Source organism: Phycisphaerales bacterium (assembly GCA_016716475.1).
Taxonomy (GTDB): domain Bacteria; phylum Planctomycetota; class Phycisphaerae; order UBA1845; family Fen-1342; genus JADJWG01.
The window spans coordinates 920100-944147 of record JADJWG010000004.1; the positions used below are offsets into that span (position 1 = coordinate 920100).

Consider the following 24048-nt stretch of genomic DNA (forward strand, 5'->3'; position numbering starts at 1 on the left):
GACCGCGAATTCCCAGGTCTCTGCATCGAGAACTGTGCCGCTGCTGGTGGAGTACAACTCCAGCACCACGCGCTCTGTTGTGGGGGCAGGCACACTGGCGGCGTTCCAGCGCAGCGTCACCTCCGCATGACCGTGGGGTGCGAGCTCGACCGGCACCACGGCAAGCGGGGTCGCATGCTCCGCATCAGCCGGGCGCAGGCGCAAATCCGCCCGCAGGGTGCCGGGCGTGTCGTTCCAGACCCAGGCCTCAAGTCGCACCCCTGCGCCCGCGAAGGCCTGCCGTGGCAGGTGCTGCACGTAGCAGCGCTGACGGCGATAGCAGCGTGCAAGGGCCGCGAGCGCTGCGTTGGGTTCCCAGGCCGGGGCGCCTGGACGGTAGCCGTAATTCAATGTGAGGGCGTAGGAACCGATCCGCTCGAATTGCGGACCGCCGGCCAGCAACTCGGGGGCGAGTTCCTCGACCGGTTCCGCGGGACCGGGGCGCAGGCCATACCAGTTGAGGTTCCACGGCGTGATGCTGGCCGCGCCCAGGCGGCGCAGTTGTAGAAACATCTCGGCCGCGTCTTCGCCGGTGGCTCGCAGGCGTGCGTCGTAGTCGGCGTAGACGGTCTCGTTTCCGTATGGACAGGCGGCTTCGGGCCCGCCGTGGTAGAAGCGCGGAAAACTCGTGCAGCACGAGCGGCCGGTCGCGCCGCCAGACGCGCTCCCAGTGCTGGGGTGTGCCGTAATGACCGGCGTGCAGCACGGCGGCACCACCGACGTCACAGTCATTTTCGTCGAAGCTGACAAGCCGTGTCGGGTCCAGGGCCCGGGCGGTTTCGGCGAGTGAGAGCAGGCCGGGGAAGATCGCCGCGCCACCCTTCCAAACGGTTTCGTTACAAGCGCTCCAGAAGATGACTGCGGGGTGATTACGATCACGCAGCACGAGCCGCCGCAGGTGCGCACGGCTCTGCTCCCAGAAGTCCGCCTCGCCGAAAGCCAGCGTCCCTGCCGAGCCGTACACCGCGGTCTCGTCGATGATCAGCATCCCAAGCTCATCGGCTGTGTCGTAGTAGCACGGCGGGTAGGGCATGGCATGTGTCCGGATGGCGTTCGCCCCGATCTCCTTGCAGAACCGGAACCAGGTGCGGGCATAAGCCGGGTTCTGCTGGGCGACGCCCATGTAATGCCATGAATCACCAAACAGCCGCAGCCGTTCGCCATTCAGCCGGAACTCGGTGCCGTCGATCCAGAACTCGCGGAATCCGAAACGTACAGTATGCGTATCGATGACCTCGTTGCCGCGGCGCAGCTCGGCGTCGGCGTGGTAAAGATGGGGATCGTCCGGGCACCAGTAACGCGCATTCGGCCACGGCGTAGACAGGGTGAGCGTTGCGGGCTCTGTGCCCGCCGGGAGGTTGGCCGGCCCCAGTGTGAGAACAGACTTCTCCCCGTCGCGGATGCGCACGTGTACCGCGGTGGGGTGGGCGTCACAGTTCGCGGTGACCGAGACTATGAGCGTCCCCTGGCGGACGGAGGGTTGCACGAAGACGTCGCATACCGCTGGCCTGGGTACCCGGACCAGTGCGACCGACTGCCAGATGCCGCGCATGTACCAGCCGACCCATGATCCGCACGGCTGGAGCCACAACCCTTCACGCTGAGGCGGTGGGGCGACATAGACCGCGAGCGTGTTGTTACCCGGCCGTAACAAGGTGCTGACGTCGAACTCGAATGGCAGGAAGCTGTCGCGGTTATCACCGAGCCACTGCCCATTGACCCAGATGAAGGCGTGGCCGGCGACCGCATCAAAGCGCAGCCACGTGCGGGCCTTGTCAGGTTCTGGGCACTCGGCGGGTTGGAAGGTTGTGCCCAGCCAGGCGGCCGGAGCCGCCTGCCACGCGGTGGGGTAGTGGTAGTGGTGGTATGCGTCCCAATCGCCGCCGACTGCGGGTGGAAAGGTGTTCCAGTAACCCGGCACGCGGATCGGTGTGGCAGCGAAGCCCTGTGTCGGGGGAGGTGTAGCGGGTGGTGCCGGAAGTGGTTCGGCCAGGGGCAGAAACTGCCAGAGGCCGTCCAGGAGTTGACGGTTGCGCATAACGATCTCGAACGTGGCACCGCACGGTGCTTGCGAGACACGCAACTTGCGCGACCGCGCGGCGTCCACGATTTCCAATGTACCCGCGGCCGGGGCCGGGGCAAGCGGCGGGCGGCTGGGCACTGTCCGGCGCATACCCGCCCGCACGGTGTGGCCGTACAATCGCAGCACCTATCTTCCGGCAAGACGAAAGGGACCTGTCGATGCGAACCACGCCCATCCACTTCGGCATGATCATTGGCGCCTTGTGTGCGGGGTTCGCCCCGGCATTGTCGCAGATCTCTGAGATGCCGACCGCAACCGCAACCGCCCCCGCGGCCGACGGCCGACCGGCGCTCGGCGAAGTGCAGTACTTTGAATCGGACAAGGTGCGCTCGTCGTGGGAATTCAGCGACGGACGGGAGTGGCCCGGGGCGCGCGGGGCGCTGACATGGTCCGCGGAGCGCGGGCGGACGCGCGGTGGAGCGCTGGTGCTGGCCTACGACTTCGAAGCGGGCGGAAACTATGTGGCGGCGATCACGCCACTGCCCGCGGAGCCGCCGGTAAGAGCCGTGCGTCTCTGGCTACACAAACCTGCCGCGAACCTGATGATCTTCCGCGCGGTCGATGCGCACGGTGAGGTGTTCCAGAAGGATGTGCGTTTCGACTACCGGGGCTGGCAGCAACTCGAGATCGGCCTCGACGGCTGGGTTCACCGCTGGGGCGGCGACGGCAAGTTCGACGAACCCGCCACGGCTTTCCACATCCTGATCGAGAGCCAGGGTGGCAACCGGAAGGGTGAGCTGCTGATCGACGAAGTGCAGTGGGTTTACGAGTCCAGTGCCGCCGACCCCGGCACTCGAACGACCCTGTATACGGAGAGTGAGTTTGACGCCGCGGACGGGTTCTCACCCGGCGGGGGCGCGGCGGGTACGCGGTATGCGAGTGGCCTGTGGACCTACCGCTTCAGCGATGAGCAGGCCGGCTGCCGCCTGCACTACGGCCGCTCCGCACTGGGACGGCCGCAGGCACTACGGCTGACGTTGGAGAGCGATGGCACAGGGCATGAAGTGCGGGCGATCTTCGGCTCGCATTTCCAGAATTTCTCACGCGCGCTCGGCACGCTGGATAACCCCGGACGGGTTACGCTCACCGTTCCGATGGGCGACATGCGCACCTGGGAGCACTCCGGCGGGCAGGATGACGGTGTTGTGCGTTATCCACTGCGTCTGGAGCAGATTGTCCTGGTGCGGAAGGGCGCGCAGGACGCAGGTGAGTTGCGCCTCTGGAAGCTGGAGTACCTGACCGACCACGATGCACAGCGCCCGATCTATGTGGTCCCGCAGGTGGAGCGCGAGGGCGACGCGGTGCGGTTTCGGGCTTTGCTGCGCAGTCTTGCGGAAGAACCCCTGCGGGGTGAGTTGAAGCTGGTCGTACGGTCGCTCGACGAGGTCATCGCCACGAAGTCCGAGGAACTCACGGTGCCGGCCGGCGGTACCGTGATGTTTGACACCGTGGTTTCGCCCGGCAGCCATCTGGTCCTCGAGGGGGAATTCGAGTTTCTGTTTGCGGGCGGCAGCTCCGGTCGCTTCAGTACGACGATCGCCGCGGCCCGCACAGCGCCCGCCGGCACCCCGCTTCGTCCCGAGAGTCGCATTGGCGCGGGGCTGTACCTGTATCGTTTCCACGGTCATCCCGCGGCGCGCGATTGGCTTGACCGCATGTGTCGCCTCGCCGCTGGTGCCGGCGTGAAGTGGACACGCGAGGAATTTCACTGGAACTGGATCGAGCGTAAGCAGGGCACATTCGACTTCAGCTTCTTCGACCAGCTCGTCGACGCCGCTACCACGCACGGCATCAGCGTCTATGGCCTGATGTGCTACTGGACCGAGTGGTCACAACCGCCTTTCACCGATGAATTCATCGAGCACTACTGCAACTATCTGCGCGCCGTCGTGACGCGCTACAAGGATCGCATCCGTCACTGGGAGATCTGGAATGAGCCCAATATCTTCTTCTGGCCGGATGACAAGGAGCGCTACCCGGTCCTGCTGAAGCGCGCGTACGAGACGATCAAGGCGATCGATCCCGAGGCCGAGGTGCTGGGGTGCTCAACGGCGGGGATCGATGGCAACTTTATCCGCATGGTGCTCGCCGCCGAGGCCCCGTTCGACGCCCTTACGATCCACCCCTATCGCCACGCGCTTGATACAACCGCCTTCATTCGCGAGCTGCGGCAGACTCGCACGCTCGTCGGTGGTCGTGACGTTTGGATCACCGAGATGGGCTGGCCTAGCCAGTTGCTCGACGGCCTGACCGAACGCGCCCAGGCGGGCTACGTGGCGCGGACCTATATTGCCGCGATCGCTTCCGGCGCTGTACGTAGCGTCGCCTGGTACGACTTCCGCGAGGACGGTGATGACCCGTTCTACCACGAGCATCACTTTGGCCTCGTTCGTGGCGATCTCACACCGAAGATCGGTTACCAGGCGCTGGCCACGGTGGGCGAGCTGCTGGCGCAAGCGGAACCGGTCGGCGATCTTGAGTTGGATGACGAACTCGAGGGCTACCTGTTCCGTCACCCGGATGGTTACGTCGCAACGCTCTGGTCGCCCGATACCACGCGTCTGGTCCGTTTCGCGATCACGCCCGACGATTTCGAGCTGCGCAGTGTAATCGGTACGCCGGCCGCGAGTGTCCGCGGCGAGGATGCGCTCACCGTGCGGCTGGAGCGCGGGTTGCCGGTGTACGTGTTGAGCTCGCGCCGGCCCGAGTTGCGCGTGCTTGGGGATGTTCTTCCGGCGCGACTGACCCCCGCGACGGTGCATCCGGGGGAGGTACTACAGGTGTCGTGGGAACCGGTGGCGGGTGTGGTGGTGCAGGCGCCAGTGCCGCCGCATGGTTGGTCTGACGAGCTGGAGGTGAGCGGGACCCGTGCGGCCATTCAAGTGCCGGGGCACGCCGTGACCGGGATGCACGAAGTGCTCCTGCCGGTCACTGTGGGTGACCGCACGCTCACCTTGCCGTTGCATGTGGAGGTTGTGCCCAAGCTGCTCCGCCGCTGAGCCAGGTAACGGCTTCAAGAAATCCCCCCGGCCGCACGGTGGACCTTCGAGCGGTCAGATCAACAGGTGGATCAGCACCAGACTGCTGGCCGCGAGAGCCAGTGAAACGGCGAGCCCCGCCAGAAAAACCTGCCCGCCGACCCCCATGATTTCGCGGAGGTTCACCTCCAGCCCGATAGCGGCCATGCTCAGGGTCAGGAGCAGGGTGCCAAGCCCATTCAATTGTCCGAGCGCGCCGCTCAGGAATCCCGTGAGGTTGCCCGTCAGCGTCGTGGTGTGCATCCAGGTATTGAGCAAGGCCAGTAATAGAAACCCCCAAATGAACCAGGGGACCAGGCGTGCGAAGCGTACGGAACGAAGGTTTCCCGAGCGCTGGGCTCCGGCGAGTGCAATGAGAAGCACCAGCGGCGCGAGCATGGCCACCCGCACGAGTTTTACGAGCGTAGCCACCTCGCCTGCTCCTCCGCCAGGAAAGGCAAAGCCAGCCGCGACGGCCTGGGGGACCGCATGCACCGAAGTGCCGGCCCATACCCCGTAGGCGTGTGGACTCATGCCGAGGGTGCTGCCCAGGGCCGGCAGCGCAAGCATGAACACCAGCCCGAGGACGTTCACCGCGCTGAGCGCCAGCACCAGGTCACGCTGCGGCGCACGAATGAGCGGCGCGACGGCCACGATGGCGCTACTGCCACAGATTGCCGTCCCGACCCCGAGCAGCATCGTGGTCTTCTGCGGTAACCGGCCGGTTCGTCCGACGAGCCAGGCCGCACCCAGTGCAATCAGAATAGACGCGAGCACTACGACCAGCGTTGCGGTGCCGCTCGACCGCAGCACGGAGAGATTCAGCCCGGCGCCAACCAGCGCAATCGAGATGGGCATGAGCCGCCGCACGATGAAGTGGCAGCCCGGGCTCGGGGCCGGGCCGAGGGGCAGCAGGTTCCGCACCCCTGCGCCCAGCAGGATCGCAACGAGCCCGGCGCCGACGGGGTAGCGCACCACACCGGAATCCGCGCTCACCCGAAAGGGGGGGAAGGGCAGGTATTGGATCAGGTAGGCCGTCACCGCAATCCCTCCCGCGAGCGCCAACCCGAAGCGGTAATCCGTCCACCGGTGTCCGGTGGGGTAACGGTCCATGGGCGGTGCTGGGGCTGCGGTCGGCGGGTGCGACGACTCGTTGGGCAGCATAGGTCGCACTCAGATTCCAGCGCCGTGGATGAATTCGTACACCGGGTCTTCAAACCGCTGTGTCGAGGTGTTCTCGAGCGAATACGTATTCATCGTCAGGAGCGGCGGTGAGTAGATGTGCAACGTGATGAGGTCGTCTCCGTCCGGCTGCAAGTTGGCGACTTCGTGGATGTCATCGTCCTGGGATCCGCACACCATGCCGGCGCGCCACTCCCGCGGTGCCCGCGCGACGAGCCGGCCCTCGCGGCTGCGATCAAAGACGGTCTCCGTGGCGACGCCCCTGAGCACACGTACGCCACAGGTCGAGCCCTCGTGGTCGTGAATGGGGCTGCGCTGGCCGCACCGCCAGCACAGCACGAGCGCCTGGAAACCCGCCCCGGCGTGCATCAGGTTGCGGCGGTAGCGGTCGTCCCCGAACACAATGAAATGGCGGACATCGTGACACGTGAGATCGAGCGCGTGCAGGCGCTGCAGGAGGAGGTCCAGCGGCACACGTGGCTTGAACACGTCCAGTTCTGCGAGGAAGGTCGCAAGACGTGGTGTCATGGCGGCTCCTCCAATGTTTGAGGTGAACGCCTCAAGGTCTGCTCGGTCATAGCGGACTGTGGCGGTGCCCGCCGTCAAGTACCGCGGGACTGGTCCACGGCCGGCAGCAGGTGAATTCCGTCTTCAGAACGAGCCGACGTGTGTCGCTGACCCGCGCCCGACTCCTTCGTCAGGCACACCCATGGCCAGCATACTACGGGTCCGGGTGAACACCAAGGCCAGACGGAAGTTGTCGTGGTCAAGTAGTAAGTGGCATGTGACTTGGGTGACATCCCAAGGCGGGCTCGGCTCCCCCCAGGCCGAGCCGCGCGGGGTGTCTTGCCGGGCGCAGCGGCCGCACATCCGACGGGTGGCGGTTCCGGGTGGGGACGCCGGAGACCAGCCACCGCGTCGGAGTGCTGACGCCCCGGGCCGTTGGGAACAAGATGTGCGGTGTGGGCGACATGGGGGGTCGGTCCTGACAAAAGGCAGGGTCAGACAGCGTGTGTCGGACGTACGCGCAGTGGTGGCTGTGCACAGGCGCCTGGGCGATCCGTAGTGGTGGGGGCGTCGTGGAAAATTCCCGCGAAAATTCTGCGGGATGCTTCAGGATTTGTAACGGGCAGCGGCGGCGGCGAGCTCGGAGTGCAGTTCGGCGCGCAAGGTATCGGGCGACAGGACTTCGGCATCGGCGCCGAATCCCTTGATCCAGCGTTTGAACTCGACGAGATCCGATAGGCGGAAGGTGGCCTGCAGGGCCGTCCGTTCTCCGTGGAGCTCCTCGAAGAGGGTCTCCTCTGCGGTGAGCCATTCAGTCTGCTGGCTCTCGTGCCAAATCCGCTCTTCGACGAGAGCGGCCGCGGGGCCGGTGAAGCGGACGAGAATCTCAACGGGGCGACCGCCGGAGCGCACGATGCCGAAGGTATTGCGGAAGTGCTCCTCAAGTCGGAAACCCGCAGGTCGGCTGAAGGTGGCGTTGGTGGGCAGAGCAGCGGCGATACGCGTGACTTTGAAAATGCGCGTGGCGGCGGCCTTGTGCGAGCGGCCTGCGAGGAAGAGGTCGCCGTCGTAATAAACGAGGCCGTAGGGATCAACCAGTGTAACGTAGCGATCCTGGCGCCAGAGCGATTCGTAGGTCAGCTCGACGGTGGTCGAGCGCTGGGTGGCGGCGGTCAGAATACGCAGCGTGTTGGCGTGTCGCGCGTAGTCGGTGGTGCCCGTGCGGCGGACGTAGACGGTCTCGTCGAGGCCGCGGAAGTACTCGAGCGCCGGTGTGGGGAGCTGGCTCCGGATCTTGTCGTGCAGAGCTGCGAGGCCGTCGGCGAAGAGGGTGCCCGCCAGCGGTTCAAACAGGTGCCTGGCGAGGTGCAGCGAGAGTGCCTCGGTCAGGGACAGGAGCATTGGGCCGACCCGGAAGAAGTCATGGGGCAGGCGCCAGAAGCGTTTGCCGTGGGTGTCTTCCTCGTGGTGGATCGGAAAACCAAGTTCCTGCAGGATCTCGAAGTCACGCTGGATCGTGCGTTCGCTGACCTCGTACTCGGCCGCGAGGTCACGCAACGCCACCCCTGGGCCGCGTGTCTGGAGCGTTCGGAGCAGGTTCCAATGCCGCAGGATTTGTTCGCCCCGTGCCATCGCGAGTCCTCTGGAGGGGTGGAGACGCGGGCATGATACCGAGTGACCAGTGGCGGGCCAATGCTCAGATGCGGACGTCACGCTCCCTCCGCCAAACGGAGTGCCTTGCGGCTATGAGCCAGCCCCACGAGTCAGGGCCGCGGGATGTGCCGGTCCAGCCAGGCACCGACTTGGCGCGTGGTTTCGTGGTTGTACTCAAGGCCGCTGTTGTTGTGCCTGCCGGGTGTCTCGATGAACTCCTTCGGCTTGGCCGCCGCCGCGAACAGCGCTTGGCCGAGCGCGAGCGGAATGATCTCGTCGTCACGGCCGTGGAGAAAGAGTTTCGGGCAGCGCAAGTGGGGGACCTTGCGAATGGACTCGTACCGATTGCGGGTCAGCAGGTAGACCGGAAGAAACGGGTACTCGCGTTGCCCGACGGCGGCGAGACTTGTGAAGGTGCTCTCGACGATCAGTGCCGCGGGCGGATGGCGGTGCGCCAGCTCGATGGCCACACCGCCGCCGAGCGATCGGCCGAAGATTACCAACTGCTGGGCCGGTATTCCACGCTCAATCAAGAGATACCGCCAGGCGGCTTCGGCATCGCGGTACAGCCCGGCCTCGCTCGGTTGCCCGCCACTGCCGCCGTACCCGCGATAGTCGAAGAGCATGATTTGGAAGCCGAAGCCGTGCAGGGTCTTGGCCGTTTCCACGACTTCGGTCATGTTCCCGCCATTGCCTCCGCAGACCAGGATCGTGCCGCGCGCGTCGTCCCGCGGGATAAACCAGGCCAGGAGCGGCACCCCATCCTCCGCAGCCAGCCGCACCTCTTCGTAGTCCAGGCGGACGGCGGCCGGTGTGAGGAAATGGCGCGCATCGGGAAAGTAGATCAGGCGTTCCTGGCAATGGCAGACCCCGACGCACATCGCCACGTATCCGGTCGCGAGTGTCAGCAGTGCGACCAGCAGCAACCGGCGGAGGCGCGGGGTTCGTTGTACCGTGCCAGTCCTGCTCGACTGTGCTGTTCCCATCGCAGACACCTGCCAAACCTCCCGGCCGGACCTCGACCGCCATTTTCATGGCGTTAGGCGTACGCAGCGTCTTCGCGCCGGGCGCGACTCTGCACCGGCCCGCTATGCGGTCTGACGAAACCAATTGTGCCGCATAAGTCCATACGAAGAAGCGGGGCGAAGCACGCAACCCGGTGATGTGGATCACGCAGATTGGTACGCGGCAGCACACGATTCTCACTGACGCAGTGCCGAAATGCGACCGTACCGGGCGGCACTCCGTCGGTCCATGCCCATATGGCCACCGCAGGGTTGGAATGCTTCCAGACCCCCCCAGGGTGTCTTGGCACTACCATAATCACGCTTCAAAGACCATTCTCCGCGTATGGGCGCTCGCGGACGTGATTTGGCGCCGGTCCCAGCGAAGCCACTTGCCGCCCGGGGGGACGCGGTGTTACGATTCTCTTGTTCGTAATACGATGTGTCCGCTGCTTGGCGCCGCATTTACGTCGTGAGTTCCGCGAAAGGGGATTGTGATGCTGACGGGTAAGAGCCATTGGGGCGCTCTCGCCATCGTTCTGTCTGCTGTCGCCTGGCTTGGCACAGGGTGGGTGTCGGCGCAGCACTGGGAAGCCGTGCCGCTGCGAACACATGCGGAGTACCAGGCGGTGACGGTGGGTGGCGCTCCGTTGTACGACGGCGGCTGGCCGGTGCGGCTGCGCGGCATCGTCCTGAACGACCCCGCGGATTGGCTGGAACCGGCACCGGCCTACAACGAGATTCCGTTTGATCTGGGCGGGCAGTGGGAGATCTTCGTGCAAGCGGCTGAGCCGGGGGACTTCGGCGGTACGGCTGCCTGGATCGGGCAGTGCTACGGCAACCTGCCGTTCCTGGGCGATCCGTTTTTCAGCTACTCGGATACGGAGTGGCTCGGGGAAATGGACCGTCTGAACTTCCCGAACGGCGCTGGGACACCGCCGTTGAGGGCGGGCGACCTGGTTGAGTTGCGGGCTCGCAAGGGTTCATCGTTCCAGGGAAAGACGAACGTCAACGAGAATCACAGCAAGGCCCCGGAGAACGATTTTGACGTGGTGATCCTCGCACCGGGGTACGGGTTGCCGACTCCGGCAGAGCTGACACTCGCGGATCTCTTTGAAGCAGACGGGTTCGGCGGCTGGACCTTCATCTGGGATCCCACGCGTGCGACCGGCGGAGAACGTTACCAGGCCGAACGGATTCGCATCCAGGGGGTGCGACTGGCCGCAGATGGCGCATGGGGCCGGAATACCGATACGCAACTTGTGGATCGGCTGGGAAGGGTGCTGCCGGTACGACTTGGGAATCACATGGTGTTCGCCGCGTCGCCGCCCCCACAGGGTTACTTTCATCTTACGGGGATTCTGAACCAGAGTTCCTTCACAGGTGTCGGCGGGTACTACCTCGTGGCGCTGCACCGCGATGCATTCGTTTGCGGGGACTTCAACTGTGATGGGCTGACGAACTTTGGCGATATCTCCCCGTTCATCCTCGCGCTGAAAGATCCCACCGGCTATGTAGCGGCCTATCCCGACTGCTATGCGGACTTTTCCGGAAGTGGCACGGTGACTTTCGCGGATCTTTCTCCGTTCATCGACGCGATGAAGAATGGCGGACGATGCCGATGATCCGGAGGCGGTATACGCACGGATTCACACTGGTCGAGCTGCTGGTGGTCGTCGCCATCGTCGTGACGCTATTGGCGATCCTGCTGCCGGCGCTCGGCACGGCACGCCTCCAGGCACGCCTCGTGAAAGCCCACGCGGACCTGCACCGCGTCGAAGTGGCCCTGGCCATGTACGGGGATGAGCAGCGCGACCGGCTGCCCCCCGTACGATTTTCGTGCAGTCTGCGCACCGACTTCGAACTGCCGATCGAACTCGGCCGCTATCACCACCTCCCGGCTGATGAGGAGTTTCTCACAGCCGGCGCGGTATCGGGGTTCGTCACGAAGATTCAACTTCGCGATGTGTTTCACCCGACGGCCACCTACCGGTATCTCGCGCCCGGCGCGGCCATCTTCAACGAGCACGTCGTGGTGGCGGATTGGCGGGGGCTTTGGGTTCCGGCCGAGTTCCCTGATACGCGGGGCGAAGCCGGGGCGTACCACAGCGACGTCGACACGAGCCCTGTTCGTTACGCACTCTGGAGCGTGGGGCCGGACATCTTGTCGCCGAAATTCACGACCACACCGGGCCGCATACCCTTGCCGGGAAGATTCTGGTGCCGCGGAGCGCGTGACACCGGTGTGATCACGCATTATCAGGCCCGTAGCGGAACGAGTTATCGCAGCCCCTGAGCAGCAGGGGGAACCTAAGGTGTCCGGTATGCCCCGATGCCATCCCGGCTCGGAATGTACACCAAGGGGGGTGAGGTCTCCGCATGGGCTGGCTTGACGAACAGGATGTCCGGGTCGTTGTGTGTGATCGCTGTCCAAGACTGCGTTCACACGGCATTGCGGTAGCGCAGGAAAAACGCGCGGCCTACCGTTCGCAAGAGTATTGGGGGCGCCCCGTTCCGAACTTCGGCGTGGCCACGGCGCGCCTGCTGCTGGTCGGACTGGCGCCGGGTGCCCATGGCGCCAATCGCACCGGCCGCATGTTCACCGGAGACCGCAGCGGGGACTGGTTGTTCCGGGCGCTGCACCGTGCCGGCTTCGCGAATCAGCCGACGAGCACGGTCCGTGACGACGGCCTGCTGCTGCGCCATACGTTGATCACGGCCGTCTGCCGTTGCGCGCCCCCGGCGAACAAGCCGACACCGGGCGAGATCGCGGCGTGTCGCCCCTATCTGGAGGAAACCCTCGCGCAGGCCCCTTGGCGCGTCGTGGTCGCACTGGGCCAGTTGGCTTGGCGTGAGACGCTCCGGCGGGTTGGTGAGCGCGCGGCGCCATTCGGTCACGGCGCTGAGATCGCGCTACCGACGGGCAGGTGGGTGCTCGCTTCGTATCACCCCAGTCAGCAGAACACCTTTACGGGTCGTCTGACAGAGCCGATGCTCGATGCGATCTTCACCCGTGCCCGCGCTTTGCTGAGCCCCGCGGGCAGCGCGGTGTGAAAGCCACCGCGCCCGCGCGTTCAACCCGTCCTGCGGCGGCTATACGTTCGCGTACACGTTGTGTCCGTGTGGATCACGGCCGCGGAGCAGGAACAACGGGTGATTGCCGAACCACTTCCCGAGCGGGCCGGTCCGCAGCATCTTCGTTTCCGCCGGCATGAACCGCATGGTCAGGCCACAGCGGCGCTTGTCGGAGCGATTGGGAGTGGAGCCGTGGATGATGTACGGAGCGTGGAAGGAGCAATCGCCCCTGGCGAGCACGCAGTCGACGGCCTGCGATTCGTCGAAGTGCTCGGTCGAGATGGCCTGGTCGAGTACCTTGTCTTCGGGGTGCTCGTCCTTGTGGTGCGCAATCGGGCCGCGGGTGTGTGTCCCGGGAATGACGCGCATGCAACCGTTCTCGACGGTTGAGTTGTCGATCGCAAGCCAGAGGGTGATGACGTTCATCGGCTCCAGCGGCCAGTAGTTGCCATCCTGGTGCCAGGGTACAGCGAGGCCGTCGCCCTTGGCCTTGGAAATCAGGTGACTGGAGAACAGGACAATGTTGGGACCAATAAAGGACTCGACATGGTCGAGCAGCGTCGGTGTCATGCAGAAGTCGAGGAAGCGTTTGTCCCAGACGTGGGGCTTATCCAGGTGTTCGGGCCGCATGACCTTCGACATTTCCGCGATGAACGTATCGATGTGGGCGGTCATGTCCGCGAGCGTTGCGGGATCGATGACCTGGCGACAAATGGTGTAGCCCTCGCGCTCGTATTGGGCGATGTTTTCCTGGGTGACCATCGTGATTCGGGTACTCGTTAGTGGGACTCGGTCCGGCACAGAAACGCTACAACGCAATGGGGCGGCGGGCCGGTCAGACGCGGCCCCGTGCGACTGCTGGGCATTATAGCGGGGCACCGCCGCGGTCGGCGGGAAATGAAATGTTTCATGCGTGCGCGCTGACGGACCGTAACCAGACCGCTACACTGGCCTCCGCGGCCCGGCAGATGTGGTCGGTCCACCTTCCTTGCACCTCTTCACCCGGAGAACGTCGATGGCATCCCGCCTCGCCTTCCTTCCCATGTTTGCCCTCACGGCCACGCTTGTGACGGCTGGCACGCTTGCCGCGGATACGCTCGAACTGAGCGATGGCACGGTGCTTCAGAATTGCTTTGTCCGCGACGAGGGAACGCAGATCACCGTGTGGGAGTCGCTGGACAAGGTGGGAGGACCGCCGCGGGTGGTGCCCAAGAGCCAGGTCAAGGCGTGGAAGAGGGAGCGCGGGGAAGACTGGGACCGCCGCCCGGAGCTGCCGGACCTCACCGTCACCTACATCGAGATTACCCCGAAACTTGCCGGTCTGCATGGCCGCGTGCAATACGACCGTTTCGGCCGGGCGTGGATCGGTGGCGACTCGACCAAGCTGCGCGACATCGGCGATGACAAGTACACCAAGCCGGAAGAGATTGTGCGCGATCTCAAGCTGCAATGGGAGCCCAACGAGCAGCTTACCTTCACGGCGCATGTGAAGAACATCGGCTTCCGGCCGGCCGGGGCCTTTGAGGTGGACTGGCTGCTGAACGGTGAACTGGCGGAGACGCAAAGCTACAGCGGCGCGCTGGGTGAGCTGGAAGCGGCCGAGTTCGTGTGGCGCTGGCGATACGTGCCGGGGCGTCACAGCGTGACGGCCCGCGTACGGCATGACGGACCGGAAATCGCGAAGATCAACAACGAGGCGACGGATGCGCTGTGGGCGTTCGCCTTTACATACGTCGTGAGCAAAGGCCGCGTCGAGGCCTGGCACCAGTTCCGGAGTGCGTACGGCACCTTCTCGTTCGAGGATTTCTACCGTTGGCATCTCGACATCATGAACCTGCTGCTCGCACAGAGCGTCTACCCGGCGACGCCGGAGGGCTGCCTGGCGCGCGTCCGCCTGGACCAGATCATCTACGCGGACGAGGTCCGCGACCACGAGGCGTACGTGAACGGGCAACAGGTCCAGCGCGTGGCCTCCGACGGCATCCGCTATGATCAGGGCGGCTGGGTCTGGAATGACAGCCCGCAGGAGCTTGCCGAGAAGAAGTGGGGGCAGACCGATCACGCCTGGCGGAACCAGACGGAGTGGTCGCTGCCGCATGAACTGGGGCACCAGCTCGGCTTGGTCGACTGGTACGCACTCGACTACGAGGGGCATGAGCATCACACCTGGGCCGACAATGGTGCGAAGGTTTCGCACTTCATGCGGCATCCGGAACAGATGATGCACTGGCACGGCCCACAGCTCTTCGGAGAGGCGGACGCGGCCTACCTGAACATGACCCTCGACAAGCCGCGCGGCTATTTCGGCGATTTCTACTTTCAGAACCCCGTGGAATGCTTCCTGCGAATCGTGGACATCAATGGCCAGGCGCTGCCGGGCGTACAAGTAGAACTTTTCCAGCGCGGTGCGGTTGTCGATCCCGACGGCCCGACAGGGATCGATCACGGCGCAAAGTGGTTCTCTGTGGTCGAAGACGGCAATTTCTACCAGCCGCCGATCTCGAAGGATCCGGTGGCTGTGGGGACCACAAACGCCAGCGGCTTGTTCCGACTGCCGAACCGCCCCGCGGCGGAAGTTCGGACACTCAATGGCTTCCAGCGCAGCGCGAACCCATGGGGCAACATGAACGTGGTCGGGCCTCGGAACCTGATGCTGGTCAAGGTGACCAAGAACGGCCGGGCGAGCTACTTCTGGCTGGAGCAGCACGATTTCGTGGTGGCGTGGTTCCGCGGGTTGCGTGATCGCTTCGAAATGGTATTGCAAACACCGTATGGCTCGGTGGATTCGCCGCCGCCACCGGCTTCTGTCCAGGTGAAGAAACTGGACGGCGACCGTGTGGAAGTGACGTGGACGCCGGCGGAAGACCCGCGCGAACGTCATTACCATGACAAGGCGATCGGCTACCGCGTCTATCGCCGCGTCAGTAACGACGGGCTCAACGACCGCCCCTGGTTCGTCGTGGCGACAGTCGGTCCCGAACAGCGCAGCGTGCTCGTGGATCTCCAATCGCGTCCGGAGGACGTGTACTGGTACCGGCCGATCACCGACCGGTTCGGCGTGACGACGATCGCAGGCAACTCGCTCGAGAGTTCACTCCGCGAGTGCGTGCTGGAATAACCCGGAATAAAAGTAGCGGTGCGTACCTGAGCGCGCCTGTTTTTGTGGCCTGTAACATTTTTCTTGACCGCGCTCGAAACATCGTCATACTATGAGTGTGTGAGGTGACGGATCGCTGTCGTGGCCTCATAAAGTGGCTTGCGGTCAGCAGCGGTTCGGCGTCACACCGGGCACCGCGAAAGTGGTACCTGTGGTTTCGCTGGTGACGGCCGGCGAAGTGGGACGATGTCGAGTGCTGCGGACTCACCCTCCGGCGGGCTCGGCGGGCGGCCCTTCCAAAGGAGGTGATCCAGTGCAAGGTGATAAGCGCTAGGCTGCTGTCCAGGCAGCGAACGTGGCTGTAATGACAGCAGCCAGTTTACGAAAGGCCCGCCGGTGCTCGGGAGAGTTCCGGCGGGCTGTTTTTTGTATTGTTGCCACTCTGTCGGGGTGGTGCCCTGGTCAACCGAAGTCAGAGGATGGTGCCTCTGAGCATGGCGGTAGCTACCGTGAAGTAAATGAAGATCCCACTGACGTCCACGAGTGTTGCAACCAGGGGGGTCGAGGCGCTGGCGGGGTCGAAGCCGAAACGCCGCAGGATGAGCGGCAGGCAGGCACCGACGGTCGTCCCCCACACGACGACCCCGAGCACGCTCAATCCGATGGTGAGGCCGATGAGCAGGAAGTAGTCGCCGTACGAGCCGAACAGCCATTCCCATGTCAGCACGCGCATCAACCCGATTGGACAAAGAATGAGACCAAGTAGCAGACCGATCAGGATTTCGCGGCGCAGGACCAGGAACCAGTCCGCGAGCCGGATGTCGCCGAGTGCCATTGCACGTACGACGAGCGTTGCCGTCTGGGAGCCGGAATTCCCGCCGCTGCTGATGATCAGTGGCACGAACAGCGACAGCACAACCGCCGTCTCGAGCTGGCGCTCGAATGTGCCCATGACCGTGACGGTGAGCATCTGTCCGAAGAAGAGAATCGCCAGCCAGCCCACGCGCTTGCCCACCAGCTCGAAGACGCTCGCCTGGAGGTAGGGGCCCTCCACCGCCTGGCTGCCGCCGAGCTTGTGCATGTCCTCGGTGGCTTCCTCCTTGACCACGTCGACGATGTCGTCGGCGGTGACGATACCTTTCATGCGCCCTTCAGAGTCCACGACGGGAACGCACAGCAGGTCTTCGTGCGCAAAAATGGTGGAGACTTCCTCCTGATCCATGGTGTCCGGGACCGTGACGATGTCCGTCGTCATGATGTCGCGCAGCCGCTGCTCCGGCGGTGACGTGACCAGTTCACGGAACGAAACGACCCCGACCAGGCGTTGCGCCTGGTCAACCACGTAACCATAGTAGATGACTTCCGCGTTGTGGCTCTTCTGCATGCGCAGGTAGGTGATCGCTTCGGACGCCGTCATGTCGGCGCGCAGGCGGGCGAAGCGCGGGTTCATCAAGCCGCCCGCGACGTCCTCCTCATAGGTCAGCAGCGCGTGCACTTCCGTCCGCAGCCGCGGATCGAGCAACTGCAGCATGGCCTCGCGCCCATCCTCCTCGGCCTCCTGGATCATGTCGGCGATGTCGTCGGGCGGCAGCAGGCGCAGCCAGCGCCGGCGCTGCTCCGGTGACAATGACGAGATCAGGTCGAATGTGTCACGGGCACTCAGGTGCGAAAGGAACTCCTCCCCATCCTCCGCGCTCAGGATCACGAAGCCCTGGCGGCGCTCTTCGTCCGAGAGGGCCGGCCATGCCTCGGTGAGCTCGTCGAGCGAGAGCTTGCTGAGTGCTTCTTCCGACATGGACACACCCTTGCTGAGTCTGCCGTACACGTCCACCAGGGGGCCAAGCGCTCTTCACGAACGGGAATGCGGGATTCTGACACAGCGCTGCGCACACGTCCAGATGCAGCCGCATGTTGCGCCACGTCGGGCGAGTCCAACTCCCCCGGGCATGAACCAGCAACTCGCTGTCCGGATGCTCAGGCATCCGTCCCCCCGCGCCACACTCCGTCGGACCCCAGCAACTCGTATGGCCGGAAGCGCACCTTGTATTCCATCTTCCGGCATCCGGCGACCCAATAGCCGAGATACCAATACCGCAGGCCACGCCGCCGGCATTCGGCCAGCTCGGCCAGACCCGAGAAGACGCCGAGTGAGCGGCGAGCTTCGGCGGGCTCGGAGTAGAAGTAGACGCTGGAGAGCGCATCGCCGCACGCGTCAACCACCGACACGCCGACGAGTCGGCCACGCAGCAGGTAGCGCAGTTCGAAAGTCGGTAGTGCTGAGCAGCCCAGAAACTGTGCGAAAAGTGACCGGTCATAGGCGAGGTCGTCGGCATGTACGGACGCCTGATACTGGCAGAAAAGCTCGAAATGTTCGTCGTCGGTCGAGAGCGGGCCAGCCGCGACCGTGATGTCCGCATTCCGGCGCGCTACGCGGCGCTGCGAGCGGCTGGCGTGGAATGCGCCCACAGGCACGCGAAGCGGGACACACGCGCGGCAGCCCGGGCAATCCGGGCGATAGAAGACCAGCCCGTTGCGACGAAAGCGGAGGTCGAGCAGGGAGCGGTAGTCGGACGCCGAAGGAACCGGACCGAGCAGGTAGACCAGTTCGGCTGCGCGCTGCGGCAGGTAGGGACACTCGTCGCGGTCCCCGCGCAGCATCGGCAATCCCATTTCGGGCAGCCATTCAAGCTGGGGCTCCTGCGCGTCCATGACACCCTCAGGATACCGCCGGGGGGGATTTCCGGGAGTGCTGAACAGGACAGCGCGCACCTCGGTGCCTGGGGTGTTTGGCTAGGAGACCGTCACCCTGCTGTGTCGCTGGCACTACGTACGCTGGGCGTGGCAAGTGGACAGCGCAGAGCGGTGAGTGTTGTTACCCTGCACACCGGCTTCCGACGTGGGTGGGTGTGGTGAGCTATGGCAGGGCCGGGGCGAGCCCGGGCAGGGCCCAATCGCGCACCCGGCGGCGGTCGCCGATGTAAATCTCGTTGGGGGCCTCTGGATCGAGGGCCCACTTGATCCGCTCAAGCCCCTCCGTAATGTCTTTCACCGTGCCGCAATAGCTGAGTCGGAGGTGGCCCTCGAGTCCAAACTCCACTCCCGGCACTGTCACCACCCGCACCTTACCCAGCAGCAGGCGGGCGAGCCGTGTCGAGTCCGGATCATAGTGTCGGAAATCCGCGAAGCAGTAGAACGTACCCTGCGGTTTCTCGACGTGCACACCCGGAATGCCGGCGAGCCGGGCAAGCATCACGTTGCGGTTGTTCTCCAGTGTCAGTCGCAACGCCTCCACGCCTGACTGCACCCCGAGCAGTGCGCCTACGGCCGCATGTTGCAGGAGCGCGGAGGGGCCCGAGGTCTGGTGCGCCTGGACGTTGGCCATGGCCTCGATCAGCCGCTTGTTGGCGACCGCCCAGCCGATCCGGAAGCCGGTCATCGCATAGGCCTTCGACACGCCGTTGACGACAATCAGCCGGGAGTTCTCATCTTTACGACCGGCGTAGGCGTAGCAGTTCGCGGGCTTCACACCGTCGAACGCCAGTCGGTGGTAAATGTCATCCATGATCAGGTACAACTCGTGTTGTTCACAGAATTGCACGATCTCGGCGATGAACTCGGCGGGGTAAATGATGCCGGTCGGGTTGTTGGGGCTGTTGATGATGATCGCCTTCGTGTCCGGCCCCACACGGTCGACGATGTCCTGTAGCCGCGGGCAGAAGCTGCCGTCCTCGGGCACCACCTGCACCGGGATTCCGCCGCACAGGCGCACCATCTCCGGGTAGCTGACCCAGTAGGGCGCTGGGAAAATCACCTCGTCATGCGGATTCAGAATCGTCTGCAGCGCGACCATGATGGCCTGCTTGGCACCGTTGGATACCAACACGTGCTCGGGCTTCACATGGTGTGCGTAGTGCTCTTCCATGTAGCGGATGATCGCCTTCTTGAGGGCTGGCAAACCATCTGCGGGCGTGTACCGGATCTCGCCGGTGTGGAGCTGGGCCGCGGCCGCTACAAGCGCATCGAGCGGCGGCTTGCTCTTGGGCTCACCGCCACCGAGGTGGATGACGGGCTCGCCCTTGGCTGCGAGCGTGGCGGCCAGTTCGTTGATCTTCAGGGTGGCGGATTCACTGATCTGGCGGGCGAGTTGGCTGATACTCATGGTGGCTCCCAAGCCCCGGGAGGACGCCTCCCCGCGCTCCCGGTGAATAAACCACGCTAAACGGCCGCTGCAGTGACGTCAACGGGCCCCTCCCGCAGTGGGCCTGACCGGGTCAGTTCCCGGACGGTACGCTATGGGACGTAGGTTGTTTGTCCCCGGTCGGGAAAGTCGGCAAGGAGTCCGAAATGCAGATCCGTGGTGTCCTGCTCGATGTGGAGGGGGTGCTCGTTTCGGACAAGCGTTATCTTGCCATCGAAGGCGCGATCGGATTCGTCGCGGCCCTGCGGACCGCCGGGCGCCCGCTGCGGCTCCTGAGCAACAACACGACGGACGACCGCGCCGAGATGCTGGAGAAGCTCTGCCGGGCCGGCTTCGACTTCCGACTCGACGAGCTGCACACCTGTACCTACGCTGCCGTGGAGGAACTGCGGGCGCGCGGGTTGCGTCGGCTGCTCGTGCTAGGCACGGTGGCTCTCCGGCGCATGCTCGCCGCCGCCGGTTTCGAAACCGCGGATGACCCGCACGTCGATGCAGTCGTGGTGGGGCTGGATCCTGAGCTGACTTTCGCGCGGTTACAGCTCGCAGTCCAGGCACTGTTGCGACCGGAGGTCGTGTTCATTGCGCTGCACCACAACCGCATTTACGGCGATGACTCTGGTCGGCCGGCGCCGAGTGTCGGTTCGATTTCGGCGGCACTCGAGTACGCCACGCAACGCGCGCCGCTCGTTCTCGGAAAACCGAGCCCCACGGCGTATACCCGGCCGCTGGAGGAACTGCGCCTGCTGCCGCGGGATGTGCTGATGGTGTCGGATGACCCGCTCAGCGATCTGGCCGGTGCACGGCGGCTCGGCCTGCGCACCGCGTTCGTGCTTTCCGGCAAGTACGCTCAGCCGGAGGTGGTGGAGGGCTTGTCCGCGGAAGAACGGCCGGACCTCATTGTCCCCAAACTGGGAGATCTGTTGACGCGCGAGGCGATCACCCTGGCGCGCTGAACATGCGCGTATGTGGTTACAGTCCCCGATACTTCCCGGCGCTCAGGCGTTCAGCGGGCGGCCGTGAACAGCGAGGGCGGCCTCCTTCAGGCACTCGGCCAGCGTCGGGTGTGCGTGTGAGCACCGGAAGAGATCTTCGGCTGATGCGCCAAAGGACAGGGCCACGGCGGCTTCGGCGATCAGGTCGCCCGCCCGTGGCCCGAGGATATGCACGCCGAGCAGGCGGTCGGTCTTCGCATCGGCGAGCATCTTCACGCGCCCCTCAACCTGGCCGAGCGCCCGTGCCCGCGCGTTACCGCGGAAGTGGTAGATGCCCTTCCGGTACTCCTGGCCGGTATCCTTGAGCTGTTGTTCGGTCCGCCCCACGGTGGCAATCTCGGGTTCGGTGTACACGACGCCGGGAATCGCGTCGTGGTCCACATGCCCGTAGCCGTTCACGATCGCCTCCACGCAGGCGACGCCTTCCTCTTCGGCCTTGTGCGCCAGCATGGGGCCCGCGATGACGTCGCCGATCGCGTAAATGCCTTCGGCGGTGGTGCGGAAATGATCCTGCACCGGAATGCGCCCGCGGTCGTCCACCCGGATGCCGACGCGGTCAAGCCCCAGATCATCGGTATTCGGTACGCGGCCGACGCAGATGAGCACACGGTCACACTCGACGGGGTCCGCGCCCTCGATCGCAACGATGCACTTGTTTTTCTTCACCTTCGCGCCGGTGACGCGCGTCCCGAGTTTGAAGCTCAGGCCCTGCTTCTTGAAGAGCTTCAGCGCCTCGGTCGCGATCTCGTCATCCATCCCGGGAAGAATCCGGTCAAGGTACTCCAGCACGGTGACCTGCGCACCCAGTCGTTGCCAGACGGAGCCCAGTTCGAGCCCAATGTACCCGGCGCCGATGACGACCAGGTGCCGGGGTACCTCGGAATAGGAGAGCGCCTCGGTGCTGGTGCCGATCCGGTCGCCATCTAGGTCCACGCTGCGGAGCGGCGCGGTTTGGCTGCCGGTTGCGAGGATCATGTGCCGCGCGCGCAGTTCCTGTGTACCTTCGGAACTGGTTACGTCGACGCGGCCCGGTCCGGCGATGCGGCCATGGCCGTGGTAGCGGGTGACGCGGTTCTTCTTGAAGAGCTGCCCGACGCCCTTGGTGAGCCCGCTGACGATCTCGTCCTTGCGCTTCAGCATCTGTGCCAAGTCAAGTTCGAGCTTGCCAATCTTCAACCCGTGTTCGGCGAGGGACGACTGCGCGGCGTGGTAATGCGCGCTCGACTCGAGCAGGGCCTTGCTCGGGATGCAGCCGATCCGGAGGCAAGTGCCGCCGAGGGCCTCTTCCCGCTCGATGCAGGCGACGTTCAACCCGAGTTGGGCGGCGCGAATCGCCGCGACATATCCGCCGGGTCCGGCGCCAATTACGATGAGGTCGTGTTCCGTCACGTGTTGCTCCCTTCGCGGCAGAGACCATCGGCCGCGCGCGGTAGGATCAGGCGGCGCGGCGGAAATGGCAAGCGGGCAGAGCGCGCGGACGTGCCGCGGATTATTCGTGGGCAGCCGGGGGAACAGGCGGGAGGCCGGCATCGGGGCCTGCGGTCGATGCGGCGCCTGCGTCCGCCTCGTGCCGGCTGAACCACACGCCGAAGATCGTCATGAACAGGATGTAGCAGTCGAGGCCGAGACTCCAGTTGCGGATGTAGTGCAGGTCATGCTGGATTCGTTTGGAGAGCGACGTATCTCCGCGGTAACCGCGAATCTGGGCGTAGCCGGTCATCCCGGCTTTCATTTTGTGCCGCAGCATGTAATGGCGAATCTCGTGCTTGAATTCGCGGATGAACTCCGGACGTTCCGGGCGCGGACCGACCAGTGACATGTGGCCGGCCAGTACGTTGAACAGGTTCGGTAGTTCGTCGAGACTTGTCTTTCGCAGGAACGTACCGATGGTGGTGCGCCGATCGCCACGCGGGCGCCACTGCGGACCGTCGGCTTCAGCGTCGACACGCAGCGTGCGGAATTTGAGCATGTCGAACTCCTGCCCGTCGAGGCCCATGCGCCGCTGGCGGTACAGCACCGGGCCCGGACTGCCGAGCTTGACCAGCGCGGCAATGATCAGCATCGGCAGAGCGCCGAGGAACAGGAACAGCGTCCCCACCACGAGGTCGAATCCCCGTTTGACAAGCGCGTTCGAGCCGTAGTGCGGCGTCTGACGCAGCGAGAGAATCGGCAGCCCGTCGAGGGTCGAGACCGTCGGACGCATCGCGAGCAGCGGGTTGAGATCGGACACGAGGCGGACGTCCGCCATCGAGGTCGAAAGCTGGTCAAGCACTTCGTTGACGCGCTGCGCCTGGGCGGCGGGCAAGGCGACAAAGACGCAGTCGATCCGCGTCTCATCGACGACCGCGCGCAGGGCACCCAGTGGTCCGCGGACCGGAATGCCGCGCAGCCGCCGGGCGACATCCGGTGGAACATCGTCCACGAATGCGACCACGTCCATGCCGATCCAGCGATTTTTCTGTAAAGCACGGAGGAGTTGCTGCGCGTTTCGCCCCGTGCCCACGATGACGGCGCTGCGCTGGTTGAATCCGGCTTGCCGCAACGACCGCGCAAACGCCCGCACCGAAAGGCGGAATACAACAAAAAGTGATGTTCCCACCACGGCATAGGTCGCGATGAAGCCGCGCGAAATCTTGTGCGCTTCGGGCTGGAGGTAGTCGATCAGCACCACTACCGCCACCGCCGCGAGAAATGCCTTCACGATGTCACGCACTTCCCGCCACAGCCCCTCGCTCCGCCGCGGCCGGTACAGACGTACCCAACTGAAGATGACCAGGTGCCCCAGCACGACCAGCGGCAGCATGGGCAGGAACTTGTCACCCAGGGCCGGGACACCCTTCGCCTCGTCCACCGGCAGGTAGGCGAATCGTAACCAGTAGCTCGCCAGCCACGCCGTGCTCACCGCCAGCGCATCCGCCGCGACCAGCAGTGCGAGCACAAATTGGTGGTACTGCTTCAGCATCGAGACTCACTACGATTCCCGCCACGAACCGGAACGCATACCCGTCGCAGCATTATGCCGTGCCGGGCAAACCCGCGACAGGTGGGACTCCCGACCCAGAGCTGTTGTCGCCGTGCCAACCTTGACACCCCGCGCGTGTCAGAAATAATCCCGAGACCGGAGGTGGATGGCGCGGCTCCCGGTGGCCTTGTGGCTACCCACACAATGAGTGGGCGCGGTTTCGGTCGAACCCACGTCCC

Annotated in this window: 17 protein-coding genes; 6 read left to right on the forward strand and 11 right to left on the reverse strand. The window is 64.7% G+C overall.

The features are described 5' to 3' along the window. Positions 1–247: 247 nt before the first annotated feature. A complete protein-coding gene (locus IPM18_17785) occupies positions 248–2077 on the reverse strand; it encodes a hypothetical protein (GenBank protein ID MBK9121434.1) in 1830 nt (609 codons plus the stop codon). Positions 2078–2280: 203 nt separating this feature from the next. Here IPM18_17785 and IPM18_17790 point away from each other — a divergent pair, with 203 nt between their 5' ends. After that, the gene (locus tag IPM18_17790) at positions 2281–5121 is read left to right on the forward strand and encodes a beta-galactosidase (protein MBK9121435.1); all 2841 of its coding nucleotides are present in this window, start codon (positions 2281–2283) and stop codon (positions 5119–5121) included. Positions 5122–5175: 54 nt separating this feature from the next. On the opposite strand, the gene IPM18_17795 is transcribed toward IPM18_17790, so the two are convergent. From IPM18_17795 to IPM18_17810, 4 genes are all read right to left on the reverse strand, one after another. Next, positions 5176–6252 (reverse strand): putative sulfate exporter family transporter, encoded by a 1077-nt coding sequence (locus tag IPM18_17795; GenBank protein MBK9121436.1) that lies wholly within the window; start codon positions 6250–6252, stop codon positions 5176–5178. 60 nt (positions 6253–6312) lie between these two features. Continuing rightward, entirely contained in the window at positions 6313–6849 is a 537-nt protein-coding gene (locus IPM18_17800) for a cysteine dioxygenase family protein (GenBank protein MBK9121437.1), read from the reverse strand. Positions 6850–7434: 585 nt separating this feature from the next. Then, positions 7435–8460 (reverse strand): transcriptional regulator, encoded by a 1026-nt coding sequence (locus tag IPM18_17805; GenBank protein ID MBK9121438.1) that lies wholly within the window; start codon positions 8458–8460, stop codon positions 7435–7437. Positions 8461–8591: 131 nt separating this feature from the next. Beyond that, positions 8592–9467, reverse strand: coding sequence for an alpha/beta hydrolase (locus tag IPM18_17810; protein MBK9121439.1), 876 nt, complete (start codon positions 9465–9467; stop codon positions 8592–8594). Positions 9468–9982: 515 nt separating this feature from the next. On the opposite strand from IPM18_17810, the gene IPM18_17815 reads away from it, so the two are divergent. The 3 genes from IPM18_17815 to IPM18_17825 all read left to right on the forward strand — a co-directional run bounded on the left by IPM18_17815 (position 9983) and on the right by IPM18_17825 (position 12539). Next, on the forward strand, positions 9983–11110 hold the full coding sequence (locus IPM18_17815; protein ID MBK9121440.1) for a hypothetical protein: 1128 nt from the start codon (positions 9983–9985) through the stop codon (positions 11108–11110). Then, positions 11101–11781, forward strand: a complete 681-nt coding sequence (locus tag IPM18_17820) for a type II secretion system protein (GenBank protein ID MBK9121441.1) — start codon at positions 11101–11103, stop codon at positions 11779–11781. The genes IPM18_17815 and IPM18_17820 overlap by 10 nt, the downstream gene beginning before the upstream one ends. An 83-nt stretch (positions 11782–11864) precedes the next feature. Next, entirely contained in the window at positions 11865–12539 is a 675-nt protein-coding gene (locus IPM18_17825; GenBank protein ID MBK9121442.1) for a uracil-DNA glycosylase, read from the forward strand. A gap of 39 nt (positions 12540–12578) precedes the next feature. Here IPM18_17825 and IPM18_17830 read toward each other — a convergent pair whose 3' ends face one another. After that, on the reverse strand, positions 12579–13322 hold the full coding sequence (locus IPM18_17830) for a phytanoyl-CoA dioxygenase family protein (GenBank protein MBK9121443.1): 744 nt from the start codon (positions 13320–13322) through the stop codon (positions 12579–12581). 253 nt (positions 13323–13575) lie between these two features. Between IPM18_17830 and IPM18_17835 the strand changes: the two genes are divergently transcribed. Continuing rightward, positions 13576–15678: a hypothetical protein gene (locus IPM18_17835; protein ID MBK9121444.1), complete on the forward strand. Its 2103-nt coding sequence runs from the start codon at positions 13576–13578 to the stop codon at positions 15676–15678. 451 nt (positions 15679–16129) lie between these two features. Here IPM18_17835 and mgtE read toward each other — a convergent pair whose 3' ends face one another. From mgtE to IPM18_17850, 3 genes are all read right to left on the reverse strand, one after another. Then, on the reverse strand, positions 16130–17452 hold the full coding sequence (gene mgtE, locus IPM18_17840) for a magnesium transporter (GenBank protein ID MBK9121445.1): 1323 nt from the start codon (positions 17450–17452) through the stop codon (positions 16130–16132). Positions 17453–17631: 179 nt separating this feature from the next. Beyond that, entirely contained in the window at positions 17632–18366 is a 735-nt protein-coding gene (locus IPM18_17845) for an arginyltransferase (GenBank protein MBK9121446.1), read from the reverse strand. Between the two features lie 205 nt (positions 18367–18571). Continuing rightward, entirely contained in the window at positions 18572–19816 is a 1245-nt protein-coding gene (locus IPM18_17850; protein ID MBK9121447.1) for a pyridoxal phosphate-dependent aminotransferase, read from the reverse strand. Positions 19817–20001: 185 nt separating this feature from the next. Between IPM18_17850 and IPM18_17855 the strand changes: the two genes are divergently transcribed. Next, positions 20002–20808: an HAD-IIA family hydrolase gene (locus tag IPM18_17855; protein ID MBK9121448.1), complete on the forward strand. Its 807-nt coding sequence runs from the start codon at positions 20002–20004 to the stop codon at positions 20806–20808. Positions 20809–20850: 42 nt separating this feature from the next. On the opposite strand, the gene lpdA is transcribed toward IPM18_17855, so the two are convergent. Both lpdA and IPM18_17865 read right to left on the reverse strand, forming a co-directional pair. Then, complete coding sequence (gene lpdA / locus IPM18_17860) at positions 20851–22236, reverse strand: dihydrolipoyl dehydrogenase (protein ID MBK9121449.1); 1386 nt, start codon at positions 22234–22236, stop codon at positions 20851–20853. A gap of 100 nt (positions 22237–22336) precedes the next feature. After that, a complete protein-coding gene (locus tag IPM18_17865) occupies positions 22337–23809 on the reverse strand; it encodes an undecaprenyl-phosphate glucose phosphotransferase (GenBank protein ID MBK9121450.1) in 1473 nt (490 codons plus the stop codon). Positions 23810–24048 lie beyond the last annotated feature (239 nt).

Excerpts from the sequence above, each read along its gene's own strand:
- IPM18_17825 (MBK9121442.1), top strand. The coding sequence starts at position 11,865 with ATGGGCTGGCTTGACGAACAGGATGTCCGGGTCGTTGTGTGTGATCGC.
- IPM18_17835 (MBK9121444.1), top strand. The coding sequence starts at position 13,576 with ATGGCATCCCGCCTCGCCTTCCTTCCCATGTTTGCCCTCACGGCCACG.
- IPM18_17785 (MBK9121434.1), bottom strand. The coding sequence starts at position 2,077 with ATGCGCAACCGTCAACTCCTGGACGGCCTCTGGCAGTTTCTGCCCCTG.
- IPM18_17800 (MBK9121437.1), bottom strand. The coding sequence starts at position 6,849 with ATGACACCACGTCTTGCGACCTTCCTCGCAGAACTGGACGTGTTCAAG.
- mgtE (MBK9121445.1), bottom strand. The coding sequence starts at position 17,452 with ATGTCGGAAGAAGCACTCAGCAAGCTCTCGCTCGACGAGCTCACCGAG.
- IPM18_17790 (MBK9121435.1), top strand. The coding sequence starts at position 2,281 with ATGCGAACCACGCCCATCCACTTCGGCATGATCATTGGCGCCTTGTGT.
- IPM18_17820 (MBK9121441.1), top strand. The coding sequence starts at position 11,101 with ATGCCGATGATCCGGAGGCGGTATACGCACGGATTCACACTGGTCGAG.
- IPM18_17805 (MBK9121438.1), bottom strand. The coding sequence starts at position 8,460 with ATGGCACGGGGCGAACAAATCCTGCGGCATTGGAACCTGCTCCGAACG.
- IPM18_17795 (MBK9121436.1), bottom strand. The coding sequence starts at position 6,252 with ATGGACCGTTACCCCACCGGACACCGGTGGACGGATTACCGCTTCGGG.
- IPM18_17855 (MBK9121448.1), top strand. The coding sequence starts at position 20,002 with ATGCAGATCCGTGGTGTCCTGCTCGATGTGGAGGGGGTGCTCGTTTCG.
- IPM18_17850 (MBK9121447.1), bottom strand. The coding sequence starts at position 19,816 with ATGAGTATCAGCCAACTCGCCCGCCAGATCAGTGAATCCGCCACCCTG.
- IPM18_17830 (MBK9121443.1), bottom strand. The coding sequence starts at position 13,322 with ATGGTCACCCAGGAAAACATCGCCCAATACGAGCGCGAGGGCTACACC.
- IPM18_17810 (MBK9121439.1), bottom strand. The coding sequence starts at position 9,467 with ATGGGAACAGCACAGTCGAGCAGGACTGGCACGGTACAACGAACCCCG.
- IPM18_17815 (MBK9121440.1), top strand. The coding sequence starts at position 9,983 with ATGCTGACGGGTAAGAGCCATTGGGGCGCTCTCGCCATCGTTCTGTCT.
- IPM18_17865 (MBK9121450.1), bottom strand. The coding sequence starts at position 23,809 with ATGCTGAAGCAGTACCACCAATTTGTGCTCGCACTGCTGGTCGCGGCG.
- IPM18_17845 (MBK9121446.1), bottom strand. The coding sequence starts at position 18,366 with ATGGACGCGCAGGAGCCCCAGCTTGAATGGCTGCCCGAAATGGGATTG.